The sequence below is a fragment of the Agromyces kandeliae genome (genome assembly GCF_009674665.1).
Classification (GTDB): Bacteria; Actinomycetota; Actinomycetes; order Actinomycetales; family Microbacteriaceae; genus Agromyces; species Agromyces kandeliae.
Map to the genome: position 1 here is coordinate 64,395 of NZ_WKJD01000006.1, position 20,437 is coordinate 84,831.

A 20,437-nucleotide genomic window follows, 5' to 3' on the forward strand; every position below is an offset into this window, starting at 1 on the left:
GCGCACTCGACCCCGAGTGCCGGACGCGGCATCCGCTCGATAGGCTGGGAGCCCGGCTCGAGGAGGAGGACCAATTGGCACTGACGAGCGAATCGACCACGGTCTGGACCGGCAGCCTCTTCGAGGGGTCGGGCACCACGCGCCTCGACTCGTCGAAGGTCGCCGAGTTCCCGGTCAACTGGAAGGCACGCGCCGAGGGCGAGGCGGGCACGACGAATCCCGAGGAGCTGCTCGGCGCGGCCCACTCGGCTTGCTTCTCGATGGCGCTGTCGAACATCCTCACGCAGGCGGGTCACACGCCCGAGAGCATCCAGACCACCGCCGCGGTGACCTTCCAGCCCGGTGAGGGCGTGACGGGGAGCCACCTGCTCGTGAGCGCGCGCGTGCCCGGGCTCGGCGAGGCCGAGTTCGAGGCGTTCGCCGAGGACGCCAAGGTGAACTGCCCCATCTCGCAGGCGCTCACCGGCATCCCGATCACGATCGAGGCGGAGCTCGCGTAGCGGTGCGCGTCCTCGTCGCCGGCGCCTCCGGTTTCATCGGCACGGCCGTCCGTGACCGACTCGTGGCCGACGGCCACGACGTCGTGCGGCTCGTGCGGCGGCGCGCCCAGTCGGCGGACGAGGTCAGCTGGTCGCCGTCGTCGGGCATCATCGACTTCACGGTCATGGACCGCGTCGACGCCGTCCTCAACCTGTCGGGCGCCTCGCTCGCACGGCTGCCCTGGACGCGACGCTACCGCGACGAGATCCTCGAGTCGCGCATCGCGGCCACCAGGACCCTCGCGGACGCGATGCGGAAGGCGCGCACGCCGCCCGCGACCTTCCTCAGCGCGTCGGCCGTGGGCTACTACGGCGACCGGCCCGGCGAGCTCCTGACCGAGCACTCCGCCGCGGGCACCGGGTTCCTCGCCGAGGTCGTCGGCCGCTGGGAGGCCGCGGCGCAGCTGGCCCCGCACGAGACCCGGACGGTCGTCTTCCGGACCGGGATCGTCGTGGGTCGCGGCGGTGCGATGCAGCGCATCCGTGCGCTCACCACGCTCGGCGTCTCCGGGCGCCTCGGCACCGGCGGCCAGCACTGGCCCTGGATCGCGCTCGAGGACGAGGTCGATGCGATCGTGCACCTGCTGGACTCGCACCTCTCGGGCCCGGTGAACCTCGTCGGGCCGACGCCCGCGACCGCCGATCGCGTGATGGCGGCGCTCGCCGAGCGGATGCACCGCCCCTACGTCATCCCGGTGCCCGAGAAGCTCCTCGAGGCGGCCCTCGGCAAGGCCGCAGACGACCTGCTGCTGTCGAGCCAGAAGGTCCGGCCGCAGCGCCTCATCGACGACGGCTACCGGTTCCGGCACCCGAGCATCGAGTCGGCGATCGAGGCGATGCTCAGTCCCGAGCCCGTTCGAGCTCGATAGCCCGGCGCACCGCACGACGCGCACGGCGTCGATCCCCCGCGGCGTCGTACGCGAGCCCGAGTCGCAGCCACGCCCGCCACGAATCGGGCTCGGACTCGACGGCGGCGCGGAACTCCGGGAACGCGGCATCCGCCGCACCGCGCTCGGGACGCCCGCTCGCCCGGACCGGGATGCCCAGGTCGAGCGCTCCCTCGGACTCGAGCTGCTCGACGAGCCGCTGCGACCTGATCCCGAACGAGAGCTCCCGCCAGATCGCCCAGACGGCGACGATCGGCAGCACGATGAGCGCCACCCCCATCGCGACGGCGACCGGCTCGCCCGTGAGGACGAACTGCACCGCGCGCCATCCGACGAGCGCGACGTAGAGCACCACGAGCGCCGCCATGACGACGGCGCCGACCTTCGCGCCGCTCATCGACCGTCGGGAAGCTCGAGGCCGAGGAGCGCGTCGAGTCCCACGGTGACCCCCTCGGCCGACGGCGCGCGACGCAGGGCGAGCAGGATGCCGGCCTCGTACGCCGTCGGCGCGATCGTCGAGTGGGTGATCTGCAGGCTCTCTCCCGGGGCGCCGAGCACGACGCGCTGGTCGGCGAGGATGCCGTCCATGCGGAGGCTGTGGATCGGGACTCCCGAGACGAGCTGGCCGCGCGCGCGCTGGTCTGCATGCGGCGCCGAGACGGGGCCGAGCTCGCCGCGCGAGGCGGCGATGAGTTCGGCCGTCCTCACCGCCGTGCCGGACGGGGAGTCGACCTTGCCCGCGTGATGCGCCTCGACGATCTCGATGGAGTCGAAGTGCCGTGCCGCGAACGCCGCGAATGCCGAGCCGAGCACGCTGCCGATCGAGAAGTTGGGCACGAAGATCACGCCGGACGTGGCGTCGGCCTCGCGCAGGCGCGTCTCGACCTCGGCGATGCGCTCGCGCGACCACCCGGACGTGCCGACGACGACCGCGGCGCCCGCCTCGATCGCGGCCTCCACGATCCCAGCGCTCGCCGCGGGATGCGTGACGTCGAGGACGACGTCGGCCCCGGCGAGCTCGTCGAGGCTGGAGGACGAGTCGAGCCCGGCGTGGAGCTCGAGGTCGTCGGCCTCGTCGATCAGTCGGGTCGCGAGGCGCCCCATCTTCCCCGTCGCGCCAGCGACCGCCACCGTGATCGTCACGACGTTCACCCTAGCAACCGGGGCTCGGGGGCCCGGTATCGCGCGCGCCGTAGGCTTGGCGCATGCTCCGCTTCCGCGACGCCGCCGTGACCGACCCCGACGCGAATCGGATGCTCGGCGAGTACTTCGCCGAGCGGGCGGCGGGCTTCCCGCCCGAGCAGGGCGAGTACCGCCCGACCTGGCCCGAGCCCGCGCAGTTCACTCCCCCGGCGGGCGTGTTCCTCGTGGTCGAGGACGAGACGGGCGGTGCGGTCGGATGCGGCGGCGTCCGCCGGATCCCATCGGACGGCGGCGGACTCGTGCGATACGAGGTGAAGCACCTGTGGCTGGCGCCGGCGGCGCGTGGGCGGGGCGGCGGGCGGGCGCTGCTGGAGGTGCTCGAGCGGCGCGCCGTCGCGTTCGGCGCCGAGGAGCTCGTGCTCGACACGAACGCGAGCCTCGCCGCCGCGGGCGGCCTCTACGCGGCGAGCGGGTACGTCGCGATCACGCCGTACAACGACAACCCGAACGCGACGAACTGGTACGGCAAGCGGGTCCAGCCTGCCGCCGGCTGAGCCGGGCTCGGCAGGAGCGGCGCCGCACGCGCCGACCGGGGATGCTCAGAGTGCGAACGGCTCCGGCAGTCCGGTGCGGAGCTCGGGGGGCAGGTGCGCGAGGTCGTTGTGCACGACGAGGTTCCACGGCCTGCCGGGTGCGCGCTGCGTCAGCACCGTGAGCCCGCAGTTGGCCTGGTTGATCGTCGCCCAGCGCCACTCGGGTGCGCCGAGCACCTCCCGCACGAACCAGCCGATCACGAAGTTGTGCGTGATGAGCAGGTCGTGGCGGTCCTCTCGGTGCGACCGGAGGAACTCGGCGTTCGCGTCGGCCATCTGCGCGCGACCGGCCTCGAAGTCGAGCTCGGTGAAGGAGCCGAAGAACGGCGCGTAGGCGGCCGGCGTCTCGGGCGCAGGCCCGGACGGAACGCAGTCGAACAGCAGCGGCGAGGGCTCGGGCTTCAGCGAGGGCAGCTTCGACGCGATGATGTCGGCCGTCTCCGCGGCGCGCTGGAGGGGCGAGTGGTAGGCGGCGTCGAAGGGGATGCCGCCGAGGCGCTCCGCGAGGAGCTCCGCCTGGCGGCGTCCGCGCGGGGAGAGCGGGCCGTCGGGGAGGCCGTGCTCGGCGTCGAGCTGCTCGCCGTGTCGGACGAGGTAGAGGTGGTGGGGCACGTCTGATCCTGTGGTCGGACGTCGCTAGGCGACGTCGGGTCGGGTTTCGGGCTGGTCGACGATCGAGCGGAAGGCCTGCTCGTCGACGGGGCCGACGGCGACGAGCGAGAACGGCCGGGCGGCCAGCTCTCCGGCGAGCGCGCGGACGTCGTCGGCGGTGACGCGTCCGACGCGGCGCAGCGCCTCGTCGAGGTCGGCGAATTCCCCCAGTGCGAGCTCGGCGCGGCCGAGTCGCGACATCCGCGTGTCGGAGTCCTCGAGCGCGAGCGCCGAGGCGCCGCCGAGGTAGCCGATCGCGCGGGTGAGCTCGTCATCGGTGACTCCGTGGTGGGCGAGCCGTTCGAGCTCGGTGCGCATGAGCGCGGCCACGGTCGCGGCGTTCTTCGGCGCACATCCGGCGTACATGCCGAACACCCCCGCGTCGGAATACCCCGGTGCGAACGAGTAGACGGCGTAGGCGAGCCCGCGGCGCTCCCGGATCTGCTGGAACAGCCGCGACGACATTCCGCCGCCGAAGACGGTGTTGAGCACGCTCAGCACCGCGCGACGCTCGTCCGTCGCGACGAGGCCGGGCACGCCGAGCACGAGGTTGACCTGCTCGCCGGGACGCTCGACCACGGCGAGCGGCGAACGGCCGTCGACGAGGGCGAGCTCGGACGGGCGACGGTCGACGGGTGCGGCCGCCTCGGCGAGGTTCCACCCTGCCGCCTCGAGTGCGGCGGCGAGGCGCGCGACGAGGTCGTCGTGGTCGACGGCGCCCGCTGCGGTGACGACGAGATCGCGTGGGCGGTAGCTCGCGCGGTAGTGCTCGAGGACGGCATCGCGGGTGGCGACGCCGATCGTCTCGGGGTCCCCGCCGATCGGGCGGGCGAGCGGATGCGTGCCGAGCACGGCCTCGAAGAACCGTTCGTTCGCGACGTCGGCCGGATCGTCGCCGGCCATCGCGAGTTCCTCGAGGATGACGCGGCGCTCGCTCTCGAAGTCCTCCGGGTCGAGGACCGACGACGTGAACATGTCGGCGAGGACGTCGACCGCCATGGGCAGGTCGCGGTCCTGCACCTTGGCGTAGTAGCAGGTGTACTCCTTCGCGGTGACGGCGTTGTGCTCGCCGCCCACGGCGTCGAAGGAGATCGCGATGTCGAGGGCGCTCCGCGTCTCGGTGCCCTTGAACAGGAGGTGCTCGAGGAAGTGCGTCGAACCGAACGTGGCGGGATGGCCGCTCTCCGCCGGGTGTTCGTCGCGCGATCCGACGGCGACCCAGAATCCGATGGTCGCGCTCCGGCTCCCCGGCACCTGTTCGCTGAGCACGCGGATGCCGGACGGGAGGACCGATCGACGCACGAGCGTCTCGCCGGCGGCGGGGAAGGCCAGTTCGGGCTCACCAAGCGGGAGTTCGACGGCGCCGTTCACGCCCCCCAGCCTATGTCACCCGCGCGGGACGGGCCTGCCTGCCCCCGCGCGCCGCGGCGGGCTACGCCGACGCCCGGTCGAGCTCGACGAGTTCGGACCGATGCAGTTCGAGCGACGCGGCGCCGAGCAGCGCATCGACCTGTTCGGGCCGACTGACGCCCGTGACGGGGGCGACGACCGTCGGCCGCGCGAGCAGCCAGGCGATGGCGATCGCGGCCGGAACGGTGCCGTGGGCGGCTGCGACCTCGTCGAGTGCGCGGAGCACGCGGAGCCCGCGTCGTCCGAGATGGCGACCCTGCCGTTCGCCGCGCGCGTCGCGCCGCACGTCGGCGCGACGTCGGATGGCGCCGCCGAGGAACCCGTCGGCGAGTGCGAAGTCCGGCATCACCGGCAGGCCCTGTGCGTGCGCGACGAGTTCGGTGGCGCCCTCGAACGCGCGCCGTTCCATGAGGTTGTAGCGCGTCGTCAGCGCCTGGAACCTGGGCAGTCCGTTGGCGGCCAGCACGCGGGCCTCGATGAGGCGTTCGGGCGACAGGTCGGAGGCGCCGACCGCGAGCACCTTGCCTGAGGAGATGAGCGCGTCGACGGCGCCGAGGCTCTCCTCGAGCGGGACCTCCGGGTCGTCGCCATGGAAGCAGAGCAGGTCGATGCGGTCGGTGCCGAGTCGGTCGAGCGAGGCGTCGACGGCGCGACTGATCGCGTCGGGTGCGAGGCCGGCGTGGTCGGGGTGACGCCCCACCCGCGTGGCGATGCGGACCCGGTCGCGGGTGCCCCGTCCGGCCAGCCACTCGCCGATGATCGTCTCACTGCGCCCCGCGGCGTAGCTGTCCGCCGTGTCGATCAACGTGCCGCCGAGTCCGACGAACCGGTCGAGGATGTCGCCGCTCGCCTCCGCGTCGAGGGTCCACCCGAACGTGCTCGCGCCCAGCGCGAGCGGATGCACCTCGAAGCCGGTCTCGCCGATCGTCACGCGCCGCGGCACCGTGATCGGACCCGAGTCCGCGTTCGTCGTGATCTGCTCGGTCCCGAGCACCATGCTCCTGGTGGCCGGCTCGCCGAGATGGCGGGACTGACTCGCGTGCTCCGGATCCTGCGCGTCGGGTTCGTCGACGAACCCCGGTGCGCTTCCGGCACGTCTGCCTCCCTGCAGTGCGTGTCGTCGTGCCACTCGGTCCTCCTCCCCAGGATTGAAGACGAGCGTATGTCAGGAATGAACCGGGTGGTTGAACATGACGGAGAAGCGTTACGAAACCGTTGGTGAACACCCGGTGACCTCGGCGGCATTGCCGGCACGCACAACGGCGCGTCGCGAAAGGTCTTGAACTGACACTGAACACTCGTTTAGGATACTGAACATGCGTTCAGTGCGTCCCGAGGATGCCACGACCGCCGCTCGCATCCGCGACGCCGCGATCGCCCGCTTCGGCGCGCACGGCTACGCCGGCACGAGCCTGCGCGAGGTCGCCGCCGACGTCGGCGTCAGCGCCGGGCTCGTCATCCACCACTACGGCTCGAAGGAGAGCCTCCGTCGCGCCTGCGACGACTGGCTCGTGCAGGAGCTCATGGGCGAGAAGGACCGACTCGGCGAGGCATCCGTCGCCGCGACCATCCGCGAATGGCTCGACGACCCGGCTCGGTTCGGCACGTCCATCGCCTACCTCGCCGTCATGCTCGCCGACGGGTCCCCGGGCGCCGACCGCCTCTTCGACCTCCTGCTCGCCGAGACCGGCGCGATGCTCGAGCGCGGCGTCGCCGACGGCAGCATGAACGCGTCCAGCGACCCCGACCTGCGCGCCCTGCTCATCACCGCCTACGGGCTCGCGCCGCTGCTCCTCCGCGCCCAGTTCGCGCGCGTGCTCGGCGCCCCGCTCGACTCCCCCGCGGTCGTGCGACGGATGACCCTGCCGACCCTCGAGTTCTACACCGAGGGGCTCTACGCCGACACCCGCCTGCTCGACGCCGCGCGCGACGCGATCGCCGCCGCATCCGACGCCCACGCGCCCGAGTCCCGCCGGGCGGACCCGGCGCCTCGGGTCCGCTCCGACAAGGGACCCGGGAACCCCGTCCAGGACCCCGACCCGCCGGTCGAGGATTCCGCGCGCGAGTGACGCGCCGCGGCATCCCACGCCATCGACCGACGAGAGGACCCACATGACCACCGACACCGAGGCCGCCGTCAGCACGCGCGGCCTGACCAAGCGCTACGGCGCGACCACGGCCCTGCACGGCCTCGACCTCGACATCCCCCGCGGCAGCGTCTTCGGGATGATCGGGCCGAACGGCGCGGGCAAGACGACCACCATGCGGCTGCTGCTCGACATCATCCGCCCCACCGGCGGCGACCTGACGGTGCTCGGCCGCTCGCCGCGCGGCGGCGGGGCGGAGCTGCGACGACGGATCGGCTACCTGCCCGGCGAACTGCACCTCGGCACGCGCGTGAAGGGCCGCGAGTTCCTGGCGCACTACGCCGAGATCTCCGGCCCCGTGCGGAAGGGCGCGGTCGACGACCTCGCCGACCGGCTCGGCGTCGACCTCGGCCGGCCGGTGCGCAGCCTCTCCAAGGGCAACAAGCAGAAGGTCGGGCTCATCCAGGCGTTCATGCACGAGCCGGAACTGCTCGTGCTCGACGAACCGACCAGTGGGCTCGACCCGCTCGTGCAGCAGGAGTTCCACGCGATGCTCCACGAGGCGAAGGCGAAGGGCCAGACCGTGTTCCTCAGTTCGCACGTGCTGAGCGAGGTCCAGCAGACCGCGCACGAGATCGCGATCCTCAAGCAGGGGCGCATCGTCGAGCGGTCCACGGTCGCCGCGCTCCGCGAGAACGCGGTGAGGCACGTCAAGCTCGTGGTCGCCGAGGCGGATGCCGCCTCGGCGCGGTCCACGCTCGACGCGCTCCCCGGCGTCGCCGACGCGGCGTCCGTCCCCAACGGGCCGGGCACGGTCGCGCTCACCGCGACGCTCGACTCGCACGTCGACGCGTTCGTCAAGGCGGTCGCGCTCCTCGACCTCGTCGACCTGACCATGGAGGAACCCGACCTCGAGGAGATGGTGCTCGCGTACTACGGCACCGACCTCTCATCGACGGCGGAACCCGTCGACGCCGACCGGAAGCCGGTGAAGCGATGAACCGCCCGCTCCCCCTCTTCCGCCGTTCGATGCTCGACGGCTGGCGCGGCCTGCTCGGCTGGACGATCGGCATCCTCGCGGCGCTCTTCCTCTACCTGCCGCTGTACCCGTCGTTCGGCGGCAACGGCCAGATGCAGCAGATCATCGACACGCTTCCGCCGGAGCTGGTCAGGTCGCTCAACTACGACCAGATCGGGTCGGGACCGGGATACGCGCAGGCGACGTTCTACGGGCTCATCGGCTTCGTGCTCCTCACGATCGCCGCAGTGGGATGGGGCACCGAAGCGATCGCGAACGACGAGGAGAACGGCCAGCTCGAACTGACGCTCGCGCACGGCGTGCTCCGGGGCCAGGTCCTCGCCGAGCGCAGTGCCGCGGTGCTCGTCAAGCTCGCCTGGCTGGCGATCGTGAGCGTGGTGGTCGTCATGGCCCTGAACGAACCCGCCGAGCTCGGCATCGAGTTCGGCAACCTCGTCGCGACCGCCGTCGCCTTCCTCGGGCTGGTGTCGCTGGCCGCGACGGCGGCGATCGGCGTCGGCGCCGCGACGGGGCGCCGGACCTGGGCGGTCAGTGCCGGTTCGGGCATCGCGGTGGTCGCCTACGCGCTCAACGCCCTCGGCAACCAGAGCGACGAGCTGTCCTGGCTGCACGACTGGTCGCCCTACAGCTGGGCGTACGGCGACTCGCCGATCCTGAACGGCTGGAACGGGACGATCTGGCTGAACTACGCCGTCATCGCCGTGCTGCTCCTCGTCGGCTGGCTCGTGTTCCGGCGTCGCGACGTCGCGGTCTGACCGAGCGGATGCCGCGGCCGGCGCCACGTCGTGGGGCGCCGCGCCGCGGCATCCGCTCGCCTATCGGCCGACCCTGCCGAACAGTCCGGCGATCGGCGCGAGCAACGTCGGGCGCGCCGCGACCCACGCCGCCGCGATGACGACGATCGACGCGACGAAGATCCAGAAGCCCAACCAGCCGTCGCCGTCCTGCGCTGCGTACATGTGGTTGAGGTTGCGGAGCGCGCCGGTCAGGAGGACCAGCGCGACGTGCACGACGATGAATCCGACGAAGTAGAGCATGACCGGGAAGTGCACGGCGCGGGCCCACTCCACCGGGTAGATCCGGCTCAGCCGCACGGCCTTCTTCGGCCACAGGCCCGACATCCGCACCCCGGTCACCGCGGCGAGGGGGGCCGCGATGAAGATGGTCGCGAAGTACGCGAGCACCTGGAGGCTGTTGTAGTTGACCCAGCCGTCCTCGAGCGGCCAGTCGAGCGAGAGGTACTGCAGACCGGCCGACACCGCGTTCGGGACGACCTCCCAGCTCGTCGGCACGACGCGCATCCACTGCCCCGTCGCGAACAGGAGCACGACGAAGACCAGGCCGTTCGCGAGCCACAGGACGTCGAGCGACTGGTGGAACCACAGGGTGAGGCTGATCCGGCCCTGGCCGCCCTTCGACCAGCGCGGCGTCCAGGACGCCGGCGGCCGCCGCTCGGTGCGCACCTGGAGGCCCGAACGGATGATCAGCACGATGAGGAAGACGTTGAAGAAGTGCTGCCAGCCGAGCCACGCCGGGAACCCGACGGGCGCACCCTCGGGCAGCGGCGTCTCACCGGGATAGGTCGCGATGAAGTCCTGCATGGACTCCAGCCCGAGGAACCACCTGGTGAGCTGGACGACGATGGTCGCGGCGCCGACGATCGCGAGGATGCCGACGACGGATGCCCCGACCCACTGCTTCAATGTCAGCGCGCCGTACCGCGTCGGGCCGGGCTGGGCGGCGGGGTCCGATGCAGGTGGCGTGGCGGCGGGCGGGGCGGGCGCGGTCGACGCCGCAGGCGCGGCGGCCCGGCCGGGCGTCTCGGGCGCCGTCGCCGCGGAGGCTGAGGTGGGCGGAGCGGTGGGCGGAGCGACGACGGCCTCGGCGGGCGCCGCAGGGGCCGCAGGCGGCGCCGCGGCCGCGGGCGGCTCCGCCGGCGCGGTGCCGCCTGCGGATGCCGCGGCCGGCGTCGCTTCGACGGATTCGACGGGCGGAGCGGCGGTGCCGGCGAGGGGCTTCGGCGCGACCTCGGCACGCGATGCGACCGAGGGCGACGGCCAGGGTTCTCCCCCGGCGATCCGAGGGAGCCCGCGCCGGAGCCCGGCGCCGGTCGCCGCGGAAGGCGCGCCGGCCTCGGGCATCGGTGCGGATGACGGCGGGACGGCCGGCCCGGCGATGGGCTCACGGGTGGGTTCGGGAGTCGCGGCGGGCGACGGCGCGGCCGCGGCATCCGTCGCCTCGGCGCTCGCAGCGCGCGGGGCGTCGCCGACGTCGGGCCACGGCCGACCGCCGGGGACGCGCGGAAGCCCGCTGCGGAGCCGGCGACCGGACGCGCCGGCGCCCGAGTCGACGACGGTGGCCACCGGTGGCGATGCGGCCGGCGCGGTCGCCGTCGCGACCTGAGCCGGGTGGACGGATGGCTCCGACGGCGCGATGACCGGCGTGGCGGGCGCGGCGGAATCCCCGGGCGCATCGACCGACCCGGCGAGGAGGTCGCCCGCCGCGACGCCGGCGGGCGGCCAGGGCTCACCGCCGCGGCGGCGAGGCAGTCCCCTGCGCAGGTTCCCTGCAGCGGCCACCGGTCACCGCTTCCGCTCGGCGAGGGCGCTGATCAGCTGCGGGACCACGGTGAAGACGTCGCCGACGACGCCGAAGTCGGCGACGTCGAAGATCGGCGCGTCGGGGTCCTTGTTGACGGCGATGATGTTCTTGGCCGTCTGCATGCCGGCGCGATGCTGGATCGCACCCGAGATGCCGAGGGCGACGTACAGCTGCGGCGAGACGGCGACGCCGGTCTGGCCGACCTGGTGGCTCGCCGGGATGTAGCCGGCGTCGACCGCAGCGCGCGACGCGCCCACGGCGGCGCCGAGTGCATCGGCGAGCTCCTCGACGAGCGCGAACTTCTCGGCCGACCCGAGGCCGCGACCGCCCGAGACGACCCGCTTCGCACCGCGCAGCTCCGGACGGCTCGAGCTCTCGGTCACGGCCTCGATCGACTCGATGGCGGCCGACGCCGCGCCCGACGCCGGCACCTCGAGCGACTCGAGCGCGACGGGCCGTGCCTCGGCGCGCGCGTCGACGGAGCCCTGCCGGACGGTGACGACGAGGGGCCCGAAGGTCGCCGCCGAGTCGAGCGTGTACGCGGCCCCGTAGACCGAGTGGTGGGCGAGGACGCCCTCGTCGTCGCGGGAGACGCCGATCGCATCCACGGCGATGGGCGCCCCGGTGCGGGCGGCGAATCGGCCGGCGATGTCACGGCCGTCGATCGAGTTCGAGATGAGCACGGCGTCGGGTGCGACGACCGCCGCGGCCGCGGCCAGCGCGTCGACGTGCGGGACCGTGAGCTCGGACTGCGTCGAGGTCGTCTCCACCGCGAGCACGCGCTCGGCCCCGAGCGCGGCAGCCCCATCGGCGAGCGACTGCGCCCGGCCGGGCGAGGTGACGGCGAGGGCGACGGGCGTGCCGATGCCCGAGGCGGCGGCGATCAGGCCGGCGGCGCTCGAGGCGAGCTCGCCGTTCGGCGTCGTCTCGAGCACGACGAGGATGGCGTCGGCGGGATGGTCGGTCATCATCGTCCTCTCAGACCAGGCGGTTCTCGATCAGGAACTCCGCGATCTTCGTGCCCGCGTCGCCCTCGTCGGTGATCTTGGTCCCCGCAGTGCGGGGCGGCTTCTCGGCGACGGCCGTCATGATCGACACGGGCACGGAGAGATCCTCGGGCTCGATGCCCAGGTCGGCGGCGCCGAGCGTCTCGAACGGCTTCTTCTTCGCGGCCATGATGCCCTTGAAGTTCGGGAATCGGGCGTCGGGGAGCGCCTCGGTGATCGAGATCACCGCCGGCAGCGGCGCGCTCACGCGCATGGTGCCGCCGTCGACGTTCCGCGTTCCCGACACCGAGCCGCCGGTGATCTCGACGGAGGCGAGGGCGGTCGCGTTCGGCACCTCGAGCAGCTCCGCGAGCATGGCGGGGAGCACGCCGCCGCTGCCGTCGGTCGAGAGGTTTCCGGTGATCACGAGGTCGAACCCGGTGCGCCGGATCGCCGCGGCGAGGGTGCGCGCGGTGAGGCCCAGGTCCGCTCCGGCCAGGCCGGGGTCGGCGATGTGCACGGCCGATGCGGCTCCCATCGCCAGGCCCTTGCGGATCGTGGTCGCGGCGCTCTCGGGCGCCATCGACATGACCACCACCTCGGTGTCGCCGTGCGCATCGGCGTGGGCGAGCGCCACCTCGAGCGCCCGCTCGCCGATCTCGTCGAGCACCGCCTCGCTCGCGGCGCGATCGGCGAGACCCGTCTCCAGGTCGAGCTTGCGTTCCCCGTACGTGTCGGGGACCTCCTTCACGAGGACGATGATCTTCATCAGGCCCCTGTCCTTTCATCCGACCCGCCCACGCTACCCGCCCGCCGCACGACCGCCTCGGCCTGGCGCAGGAGCGGCGCGTCGACCATCTGCCCGCGGAAGGAGAACACGCCGTCGCGCTCGCGCACGGCGGCCTCGGCGAGCAGCGCGCGCGCCCACTCGAGCCGATCGGCGCCGGGTGCGTACGCCGCCCTGACGACCTCGACCTGACTCGGATGGACGCACGCCGTGGCGGCGAAGCCGAGCGCGGACGCGTCCTCGGCCTCCGCGCGGAGGCCGTCCGCGTCGGCGAGGTCGAGGTGGACCGCGTCGACCGCCGCCACGCCATGCGCGCCCGCCGCGAGCAGCGCCTGGGACCTGGCGTGTCGCGCGACGTCACGGTATCGACCGTCGGGGAATCGACTCGAGCCGCCGCCGAGCGAGGCGACGAGGTCCTCCGCACCCCACATGAGCGCGGAGACGATCGGCACGGCCGCGATGTCGGGCGCGGCGAGCACCCCGCGCGCGGTCTCGCACAGCGCGATCACGTCGAAGTCCTCGAGCGACACGAGGTCGGCCGTGCCCTCGCACTTGGCGAGCATGACCGTGCGATAGGGGGTCCGCCGCACCGCGGCGAGGTCCTCGGCGAGGTGCGGCGTGGATGCCGGGTTCACCCGTACGATGACGCGCGCTGGGTCGACCGGGTTCGCCACGAGCGACTCGCGCGCCGCCGACTTCGCGACCTCGGCCACGGCGTCCTCCAGGTCGAGGATCACCGCGTCGGCGCGCTCCGCCGCCTTGGCGTACCGGTCGGGCCGATCGGCCGGGCAGAAGAGCAGGGCGGGACCGAACGGGAAGGGCGGGTGCGTCATCCGCTCACCTCGCCATCGCGGTTCGACCGCCCTTCGCCCGCCTCGCGGGTCCAGACGAGCATGGTGCGCGACGCCGTGGCGACCACGGCGCCGTCCTGGTTCCGGGCGGTGTGCGCGAGCACCACGACGCCCTCCCCGGGGCGGGACGACGACAGCCGCTTCGACTCGACGACGCTCTCGCCGTACAGGGTGTCGCCCACGAACACCGGGTTCGGGAACGCGACGGCCCCGAACCCGAGGTTGGCGACGAGCGTGCCCTGCGTGAGCTGCCCCACCGACTGGCCGACGAGGGTCGACAGCGTGAAGAGCGAGTTCACCAGGACGCGGCCGAACGGCTGGCGCGCCGACCACGCGGCGTCGAGGTGCAGCGGCTGCGGGTTCATGGTGAGCGTCGTGAACAGGACGTTGTCGGCCTCCGTCACCGTGCGACCGGGACGGTGGAGATAGCGCACGCCCTCCTCGAACTCCTCGAACCAGAGCCCGCGCTGGACGACCTCGCGCATCTCGGCATCCGTCATGACGCTCCCTCCTCCCGGCGGTCGAACCGCCCTACGCCGCGAGCCCGAGCTCGCGCGCGATGACCATGAGCTGCACCTCGTTCGTGCCCTCGCCGATCTCGAGGATCTTCGAGTCACGGTAGTGCCGCGCCACGGTCGTCTCGTTCATGAACCCCATGCCGCCGAAGATCTGCGTCGCGTCGCGGGCGTTCAGCATGGCCGCGTCGCTCGCGACGAGCTTCGCGATCGCCGCCTCCTTCTTGAACGGCAGTCCGGCGTCGGCGCGCCGCGCCGCGTCGTGCCAGGCGAGGCGGGCGGTGTGCACGCGAGCCTGCATGCCGGCGATGGTGAACGCGATGTACTGGTGGCTCGCGATGGGCACGCCGAAGACGTTGCGGGTCTTCGCGTAGGCCATGGCCTCGTCGAGGCAGCCCTGCGCCGCGCCGGTCGCCAGGGCGGCGATCGCGATGCGGCCCTCGTCGAGCGCCCGGAGGAAGTTGGCGAAGCCACGACCGCGCTCGCCGAGCAGGTTCGCGGCCGGAACCCGGACGTCGTCGAAGGTCAGCGGGTGGGTGTCGGAGGCGCGCCATCCGGACTTGTCGTAGCCCGGGCCGACGGTGAACCCGGGCGTGCCGTTCGGCACGATGATCGTGGAGAGCTCCTTCGAGGTGGAGCCGTCGGGGCGCGTGCGCTCCCCCGTCACCGCCGTGACCGTGACGAACGAGGTGATCGGCGTACCCGAGTTGGTGATGAACTGCTTGGAGCCGTTGACCACCCACTCGTCGCCGCCCAGCACGGCCGTCGTCCGGGTCGCGCCGGCGTCGGACCCGGCCTCGGGCTCGGTGAGTCCGAACCCGGCGAGCGCGCGTCCCGCCACGAGGTCGGGAAGGAACTCGGCCTTCTGCTCCTCGGTCCCATGGCGGAAGATCGGCATGGCGCCGAGGCCGACGCCGGCCTCGAGGGTGATCGCGACCGACTGGTCGACGCGGGCGAGCGCCTCGATCGCGAGGCACAGCGCCATGTAGTCGCCGCCCTGTCCTCCGACCTCCTCCGGGAACGGCAGGCCGAAGAGCCCGAGCTCGCCCATCTGCGCGACGACGTCCATCGAGAGCTCGTGGGTGCGGTCGGCCTCGTAGGCCTGCGGGGCGACGACGGTGTCGGCGAACTCGCAGACCATGTCGTACAGCTGCTGTTCCTCGTCGGTCAGGTCGTGCATGGTGCTCCTCATTCCTGGTGGGATGCGTTCGGGACGGCGGCGTCGTGGGCGTCGTCCCGGGGTCGGTCGTCGGATGCCGCGGGGCCGGCCTCGTCACGCTCGGCGGCGGGCTCGACGCGCGCCACGACTTGGTCGCGGGCGACCTGCTCGCCGACGGCGACGCGGATGCGGGCCACGCCCGCGACGGTCGCGGTGACGCGGTGCTCCATCTTCATGGCCTCGATCGCGAGCACGGCCTGTCCGGCCGCGACGGGGTCGCCGTCCGCGACGAGCAGCGTCGTGACGCTGCCGGGCATGGGGGCGCGGAGTTCGGGGTCGGCGCTGCCGCCGCGCTCGAGCAGGGCGAGGCGCGCGTCGAGCGCCGCCCGGCGGTCGAGGCGCGCGAACGCTCCGGTGCGGCCGTCGAGATGCACCCACACCGTGCCGTCGGCGGCGGTCGCGACGGTGGACCGGTCTCCGTCGCCGGACTCGGACCCCGGCGATCCGGCGTCGCTCACTGCGATCCGCCAGCCGCGCGCGCTCCGCCACGCGTGGTCGCCGGCCGCGGCGGCACGGGCGTCCCGTTCGCGCGCGGCGCGGGCGACCCGCTCGAGCGGGTCGGATGCCGGATCGGCTGACGCGTCGGTCGCGGCATCCGCCGGCGCACCCGCTGCAGCCGCCTCGGGAAGGCGGTCGATCAGCCCGGTGTCGAGGTGTCCGGCGCGGACGTCGGGGTGGGCGAGCAGCGTCCGGAGGAACGCGATGTTCGTCTCGACGCCGAGCAGCACCGTGGCGGCGAGCGCGGCGTCGAGCCGGTCGAGCGCCTCCGCGCGGTCGCTCCCGTGCGCGATGACCTTCGCGATCATCGGGTCGTAGTCGGCGGTGATGCGCTGCCCCTCGCGGATGCCGGCGTCGACGCGCACGCCCTCGCCGGACGGCGCCCGCCAGGCGATCACGTCGCCCGTCGACGGGAGGAACCCGCGTTCGGGGCTCTCCGCGTACACGCGGGCTTCGATCGCGTGTCCGGTCATGCGCACGTCGTCCTGCGCGATCGCGAGCGTCTCGCCCGCCGCGATGCGCAGTTGCTGCTCGACGAGGTCCACGCCCGTGACGAGCTCGGTCACCGGGTGCTCGACCTGGAGCCGCGTGTTCATCTCGATGAAGAAGAACTCGTCGGGGGCGGCGTCCGAGACGAGGAACTCGACGGTGCCGGCGCCGAGGTACTCGACGCTCCGCGCCGCATCGCACGCCGCGGCGCCGATGCGCGCGCGGGTCGCGGCGTCGAGCAGCGGCGACGGCGCCTCCTCGACGACCTTCTGGTGGCGGCGCTGCAGCGAGCACTCGCGCTCGCCCAGGTGGATGACGTTCCCGTGCGCGTCGGCGAGCACCTGCACCTCGATGTGCCGCGGGCGCTCGACGAAGCGCTCGAGCAGGAGCGTGTCGTCGCCGAACGCGGCCCGGGCCACGCGGCGCGCCGCCGGCAGGGCGTGCTCGAGCTCGGACTGGTCGCGTGCGACCTGCATGCCCTTGCCGCCGCCGCCGGCCGACGGCTTGACGAGGATCGGGAACCCGACGTGCGGCGCCGCGTCGAGCAGTTCGTCGTCGGTCGCGTCGGGCTCGCTCACGCCGGGCACGACGGGCACGCCGGAGGCCTCGACGTGGCGCTTCGCACGGATCTTGTCGCCCATGACCTCGAGCGCCAGCGCTCCGGGCCCGACGAACACGATGCCGGCGTCGGCGCACGCGCGGCCGAACGCCGCGTTCTCGCTGAGGAAGCCGTAGCCGGGGTGGATCGCCTGGGCTCCCGTCTCGAGCGCGGCGCGCACGATACGCGTCGGGTCGAGGTAGCTCTCCGATGCCGCTGCCGGGCCGATGCGCACCGCCTCGTCGGCGAGTGCGACATGGGGTGCATCGGCGTCGGCGTCGGAGTACACGGCGATCGCGTGGACGCCGAGGCGCTTCAGCGTGCGGATAACCCGGACGGCGATCTCGCCGCGGTTGGCCACGAGGACACGGTCGAACATTCCCATCACATCCTGAAGAGGCCGAAGCGGGGTTCGGGCAGCGGGGTGCGGCTCGCGAGCTCGAGGGCGAGCGCCAGCACGGTGCGGGTGTCGCCGGGCGCGATGACGCCGTCGTCCCAGAGCCGCGAGGTCGAGTGGTAGGGGCTTCCCTGTGCCTCGTACTGCGCGCGCACCGGGGCCTTGAAGGCCTCCTCGGCGTCGGCCGACCACTGCTCGCCGCGCACGGCCATCTGGTCGCGCTTGACGGTCGAGAGCACGGATGCCGCCTGCTCGCCGCCCATCACCGAGATCCGCGCGTTGGGCCACATCCAGAGGAAGCGGGGCGAGTACGCCCGGCCGCACATCGAGTAGTTGCCGGCGCCGAAGGAGCCGCCGATGACGACGGTGAACTTCGGCACGCGGGTCGTGGCCACCGCGGTGACCATCTTGGCGCCGTGCTTGGCGATGCCGCCCGCCTCGGCGTCGCGGCCGACCATGAAGCCCGAGATGTTCTGGAGGAACACCAGGGGGATGCCCCGCTGGTCGCAGAGCTCGATGAAGTGCGCGCCCTTCATGGCGGACTCGCTGAAGAGCACCCCGTTGTTCGCGACGATGCCGACGGGGTGCCCGTCGATCCAGGCGAAGCCGGTGACGAGCGTGTCGCCGTATTCCTTCTTGAACTCGTGGAACTCGCTGCCGTCGACGAGTCGCGCGATGACCTCGCGCACGTCGTAGGGCTGCTGCACGTCGACGGGAACGGCCGCCGTGAGGGTCGACGGGTCGACCGCGGGCTCGCGCGGTTCGCGCACGGCCCAGGCCCGTTCGGGCAGCGGCGGCAGCGTGGTGAGGATGTCGCGGACGAGCTCGAGCGCGTGCTCGTCGTCCTCCGCGAGGTGGTCGGTGACGCCGGACGTGCGGGCGTGCAGTTCGCCGCCGCCGAGCTCCTCGGGGGTCACGACCTCGCCGATCGCGGCCTTCACGAGCGGCGGACCGCCGAGGAAGATCGTGCCCTGGTCGCGGACGATCACGGTCTCGTCGCTCATCGCGGGGACGTACGCGCCGCCGGCCGTGCACGAGCCCAGGACCGCGGCGACCTGCGGGATGCGCCGCGCCGAGAGGTTCGCCTGGTTGTAGAAGATGCGGCCGAAGTGGTCGCGGTCGGGGAAGACCTCGTCCTGCTTCGGCAGGAACGCACCGCCCGAGTCGACGAGGTAGATGCACGGCAGGCGGTTCTCGAGGGCGACCTCCTGCGCTCGCAGGTGCTTCTTGACGGTCATCGGGTAGTAGGTGCCGCCCTTGACCGTCGCATCGTTGCAGACGACCATCACGGGGCGCCCGTGCACGAGGCCGACGCCGGCGATCACGCCGGCGGCCGGCGTGTCGTCGTCGTAGAGGTCGCCGGCGGCGAGCGGCGCGAGCTCGAGGAACGGGCTGCCCTCGTCGAGGAGTCGTTCCACGCGATCGCGCGGCAGGAGCTTGCCGCGGGCGACGTGGCGGTCGCGCGACGCCTCGGGGCCGCCGAGGGCGGCGACGCGGAGCTTCTCGCGCAGCTCGTCGACCAGTGCCGCGTGCGCGTCGGCGTTGGCGCGGGCGGCATCGGATGCCGCGTCGATCGCGCTCGTGATGGTGTGCATCCGCTCCCGTTCCGCCTCTCCATCGTGGCGTGCGCGCGAGCACTTCGGTGAACGCTCGCTAACCGGGATTCATGTTAGCGATGATTCACCGAGTTCCGCAAGCCGCGCCCTCATGCGGGTGCGGCGAGGCCGTGGACGAGGTGGTCGAGCCCGTACGACCAGGCGTCGTCGACCGAGCCGCCGAGGCGGAACGCCCCCGCGAGCTCCATGCTCGTGAAGCCGTGCATCCACGCCGTGATCGTGCGCGCCGACTCGAGCGCGCGCGCCTCGCCCGAGAGCCGGCGAGCCGCCTCGAGGATCGCCGCGCTCGACCGCTCCATGGCCGACCCGCGTGCCCTCGCCGCTTCGGGCAACGGCCCGAAGATCAGGCCGTACCCGTGCGGGTGCTCGCGCGCGTACCGGCGGGCGGATGCCGCGATCGCGCGCACCGCGTCGGCCGCATCGGCCTCGTCGGCGAGCACGCGGGCCATCAGCTCGCCGATCTCGACCGCGATGTCCTCCGCGACGAGTCGCACGAGCGCGTCACGGTCGCGCAGGTGCTTGTAGAGCGATGGCGCCCGCACGCCGAGCTCGGTGGCGACGGCCTGCATCGTGAGGCCCTGCTGGCCGTCGCGCTCGAGGACCCGACGCGCCGCGGCGCGCAGCGAGTCGGGCGAGACCTTCGCGGGTGCCGGCATGTCCGCCTCCTTCATGGCTATTGACACTAGCCATCATAGCTATGTATCGTAGCCATCATGCAACTCTCACCGGGACTCCGGCGCGTCGGCAACGAGATCGTCGCGTCCTACCTCTTCATCGACGATCGCGGCGTCACCGTCGTCGACGCTGGCCTCGCCGGGCACTACCGCGAGCTGGTCGCCGAGCTCGCCGACGCCGGCCTGACGATCGACGACGTGCGCGCGATCATCCTCACGCACGGCGATGCCGACCACCTCGGCTTCGCCGAGCGCCTCCGCCGCGACCACGGCGTATCCGTCTACGTGCACGCCGCCGACCTCGAACGCGCGAAGGGCGGCGACAAGCCCGCGACCTCGCTCGGCCGCGGCATCCGCCCCTGGCCCGTCGTGCGCTTCTTCGCCTACGCGCTCGGCAAGGGCGGCGCGACGACCGAGTACCTCACCGATGCCCGCACGCTCGAGGGCGGCGAGCGCCTCGCCGACCTCCCCGGGTCACCCGAGATCATCGCCATGCCCGGCCACTCGCCGGGGAGCATCGCAGTCCACTCCCCCGCACTCGACGCGGTCGCCGTCGGCGATGCGCTCACGACTCGCCACGTGCTCACCGGCCGCCGCGGCCCGCAGCCCGCGCCCTTCACCGATGCGCCCGACGTCGCACTCGATTCGCTCGAGCGACTCGCGGCGACCGACGCCACCTGGGTGCTGCCCGGCCACGGAACGCCGTGGAACCACGGGGCCGCGGAGGCCGCGCGGCTCGTCCGGGAGGCCGCGGCGGCGACGGCGCGCTGACCGCCCGCCGGTCGGCATCCGGCTCGGCCGAGGCCTCGCCGAGCCCGCACCCCGCTTGCCGCCCGGCGACAGGTCGGTTAGTGTGC

Annotated in this window: 21 protein-coding genes; 7 read left to right on the forward strand and 14 right to left on the reverse strand. The window is 73.0% G+C overall.

All coding sequences use genetic code 11. From position 1 onward, the window contains the following. The first annotated feature begins 74 nt into the window (after positions 1–74). A complete protein-coding gene (locus GJR97_RS02660) occupies positions 75–500 on the forward strand; it encodes an OsmC family peroxiredoxin (RefSeq protein WP_154344989.1) in 426 nt (141 codons plus the stop codon). A 2-nt stretch (positions 501–502) separates the two neighbouring features. Continuing rightward, complete coding sequence (locus GJR97_RS02665; protein WP_324613065.1) at positions 503–1,408, forward strand: TIGR01777 family oxidoreductase; 906 nt, start codon at positions 503–505, stop codon at positions 1,406–1,408. On the opposite strand, the gene GJR97_RS02670 is transcribed toward GJR97_RS02665, so the two are convergent. After that, a complete protein-coding gene (locus GJR97_RS02670) occupies positions 1,380–1,823 on the reverse strand; it encodes a tetratricopeptide repeat protein (protein ID WP_154344991.1) in 444 nt (147 codons plus the stop codon). The two genes, GJR97_RS02665 and GJR97_RS02670, sit on opposite strands and share 29 nt — an antisense overlap. Further along, complete coding sequence (gene dapB / locus GJR97_RS02675) at positions 1,820–2,569, reverse strand: 4-hydroxy-tetrahydrodipicolinate reductase (protein WP_324613066.1); 750 nt, start codon at positions 2,567–2,569, stop codon at positions 1,820–1,822. The genes GJR97_RS02670 and dapB overlap by 4 nt, the downstream gene beginning before the upstream one ends. Before the next feature lie 62 nt (positions 2,570–2,631). On the opposite strand from dapB, the gene GJR97_RS02680 reads away from it, so the two are divergent. Further along, positions 2,632–3,123 (forward strand): GNAT family N-acetyltransferase, encoded by a 492-nt coding sequence (locus GJR97_RS02680; protein ID WP_154344992.1) that lies wholly within the window; start codon positions 2,632–2,634, stop codon positions 3,121–3,123. A gap of 45 nt (positions 3,124–3,168) precedes the next feature. Here GJR97_RS02680 and GJR97_RS02685 read toward each other — a convergent pair whose 3' ends face one another. The 3 genes from GJR97_RS02685 to GJR97_RS02695 all read right to left on the reverse strand — a co-directional run bounded on the left by GJR97_RS02685 (position 3,169) and on the right by GJR97_RS02695 (position 6,352). Further along, positions 3,169–3,774, reverse strand: a complete 606-nt coding sequence (locus GJR97_RS02685; RefSeq protein WP_324613067.1) for a histidine phosphatase family protein — start codon at positions 3,772–3,774, stop codon at positions 3,169–3,171. A 24-nt stretch (positions 3,775–3,798) separates the two neighbouring features. Beyond that, positions 3,799–5,184 carry a M16 family metallopeptidase gene (locus GJR97_RS02690; protein ID WP_324613068.1) on the reverse strand — a complete coding sequence of 462 codons (1,386 nt, stop codon included), beginning with the start codon at positions 5,182–5,184 and terminating at the stop codon, positions 3,799–3,801. 61 nt (positions 5,185–5,245) lie between these two features. Beyond that, positions 5,246–6,352 (reverse strand): aldo/keto reductase, encoded by a 1,107-nt coding sequence (locus tag GJR97_RS02695; protein ID WP_324613069.1) that lies wholly within the window; start codon positions 6,350–6,352, stop codon positions 5,246–5,248. A 187-nt stretch (positions 6,353–6,539) separates the two neighbouring features. Here GJR97_RS02695 and GJR97_RS02700 point away from each other — a divergent pair, with 187 nt between their 5' ends. From GJR97_RS02700 to GJR97_RS02710, 3 genes are read left to right on the forward strand one after another with little or no spacing between them, the layout of a single operon-like run. Beyond that, positions 6,540–7,292, forward strand: coding sequence for a TetR family transcriptional regulator (locus GJR97_RS02700; RefSeq protein ID WP_154344994.1), 753 nt, complete (start codon positions 6,540–6,542; stop codon positions 7,290–7,292). Positions 7,293–7,335: 43 nt separating this feature from the next. After that, entirely contained in the window at positions 7,336–8,310 is a 975-nt protein-coding gene (locus GJR97_RS02705; RefSeq protein WP_154344995.1) for an ABC transporter ATP-binding protein, read from the forward strand. Next, entirely contained in the window at positions 8,307–9,104 is a 798-nt protein-coding gene (locus tag GJR97_RS02710) for an ABC transporter permease subunit (protein WP_154344996.1), read from the forward strand. Before GJR97_RS02705 ends, GJR97_RS02710 begins: the two co-directional genes overlap by 4 nt. Before the next feature lie 60 nt (positions 9,105–9,164). Here the strand turns inward: GJR97_RS02710 and GJR97_RS02715 are convergent, their stop codons facing one another. The 9 genes from GJR97_RS02715 to GJR97_RS02755 form a co-directional block, all read right to left on the reverse strand. Beyond that, complete coding sequence (locus tag GJR97_RS02715; protein ID WP_324613070.1) at positions 9,165–10,928, reverse strand: cytochrome b/b6 domain-containing protein; 1,764 nt, start codon at positions 10,926–10,928, stop codon at positions 9,165–9,167. A gap of 3 nt (positions 10,929–10,931) precedes the next feature. Continuing rightward, on the reverse strand, positions 10,932–11,918 hold the full coding sequence (locus GJR97_RS02720) for an electron transfer flavoprotein subunit alpha/FixB family protein (protein ID WP_154344997.1): 987 nt from the start codon (positions 11,916–11,918) through the stop codon (positions 10,932–10,934). Positions 11,919–11,928: 10 nt separating this feature from the next. Then, positions 11,929–12,705 (reverse strand): electron transfer flavoprotein subunit beta/FixA family protein, encoded by a 777-nt coding sequence (locus GJR97_RS02725; RefSeq protein WP_154344998.1) that lies wholly within the window; start codon positions 12,703–12,705, stop codon positions 11,929–11,931. Then, on the reverse strand, positions 12,705–13,556 hold the full coding sequence (locus GJR97_RS02730) for an HpcH/HpaI aldolase/citrate lyase family protein (protein ID WP_154344999.1): 852 nt from the start codon (positions 13,554–13,556) through the stop codon (positions 12,705–12,707). Before GJR97_RS02730 ends, GJR97_RS02725 begins: the two co-directional genes overlap by 1 nt. Further along, entirely contained in the window at positions 13,553–14,074 is a 522-nt protein-coding gene (locus tag GJR97_RS02735) for a MaoC family dehydratase (RefSeq protein WP_154345000.1), read from the reverse strand. The genes GJR97_RS02730 and GJR97_RS02735 overlap by 4 nt, the downstream gene beginning before the upstream one ends. 31 nt (positions 14,075–14,105) lie before the next feature. Next, positions 14,106–15,269, reverse strand: coding sequence for an acyl-CoA dehydrogenase family protein (locus GJR97_RS02740; protein ID WP_154345001.1), 1,164 nt, complete (start codon positions 15,267–15,269; stop codon positions 14,106–14,108). Between the two features lie 8 nt (positions 15,270–15,277). Further along, positions 15,278–17,272, reverse strand: a complete 1,995-nt coding sequence (locus tag GJR97_RS02745) for an acetyl/propionyl/methylcrotonyl-CoA carboxylase subunit alpha (protein WP_407643564.1) — start codon at positions 17,270–17,272, stop codon at positions 15,278–15,280. A 5-nt stretch (positions 17,273–17,277) separates the two neighbouring features. Continuing rightward, positions 17,278–18,885 carry a carboxyl transferase domain-containing protein gene (locus GJR97_RS02750; RefSeq protein ID WP_154345003.1) on the reverse strand — a complete coding sequence of 536 codons (1,608 nt, stop codon included), beginning with the start codon at positions 18,883–18,885 and terminating at the stop codon, positions 17,278–17,280. Between the two features lie 110 nt (positions 18,886–18,995). Then, positions 18,996–19,562 carry a TetR/AcrR family transcriptional regulator gene (locus GJR97_RS02755; RefSeq protein WP_154345004.1) on the reverse strand — a complete coding sequence of 189 codons (567 nt, stop codon included), beginning with the start codon at positions 19,560–19,562 and terminating at the stop codon, positions 18,996–18,998. A 57-nt stretch (positions 19,563–19,619) separates the two neighbouring features. On the opposite strand from GJR97_RS02755, the gene GJR97_RS02760 reads away from it, so the two are divergent. After that, positions 19,620–20,351 (forward strand): MBL fold metallo-hydrolase, encoded by a 732-nt coding sequence (locus tag GJR97_RS02760; protein WP_154345005.1) that lies wholly within the window; start codon positions 19,620–19,622, stop codon positions 20,349–20,351. Positions 20,352–20,437 lie beyond the last annotated feature (86 nt).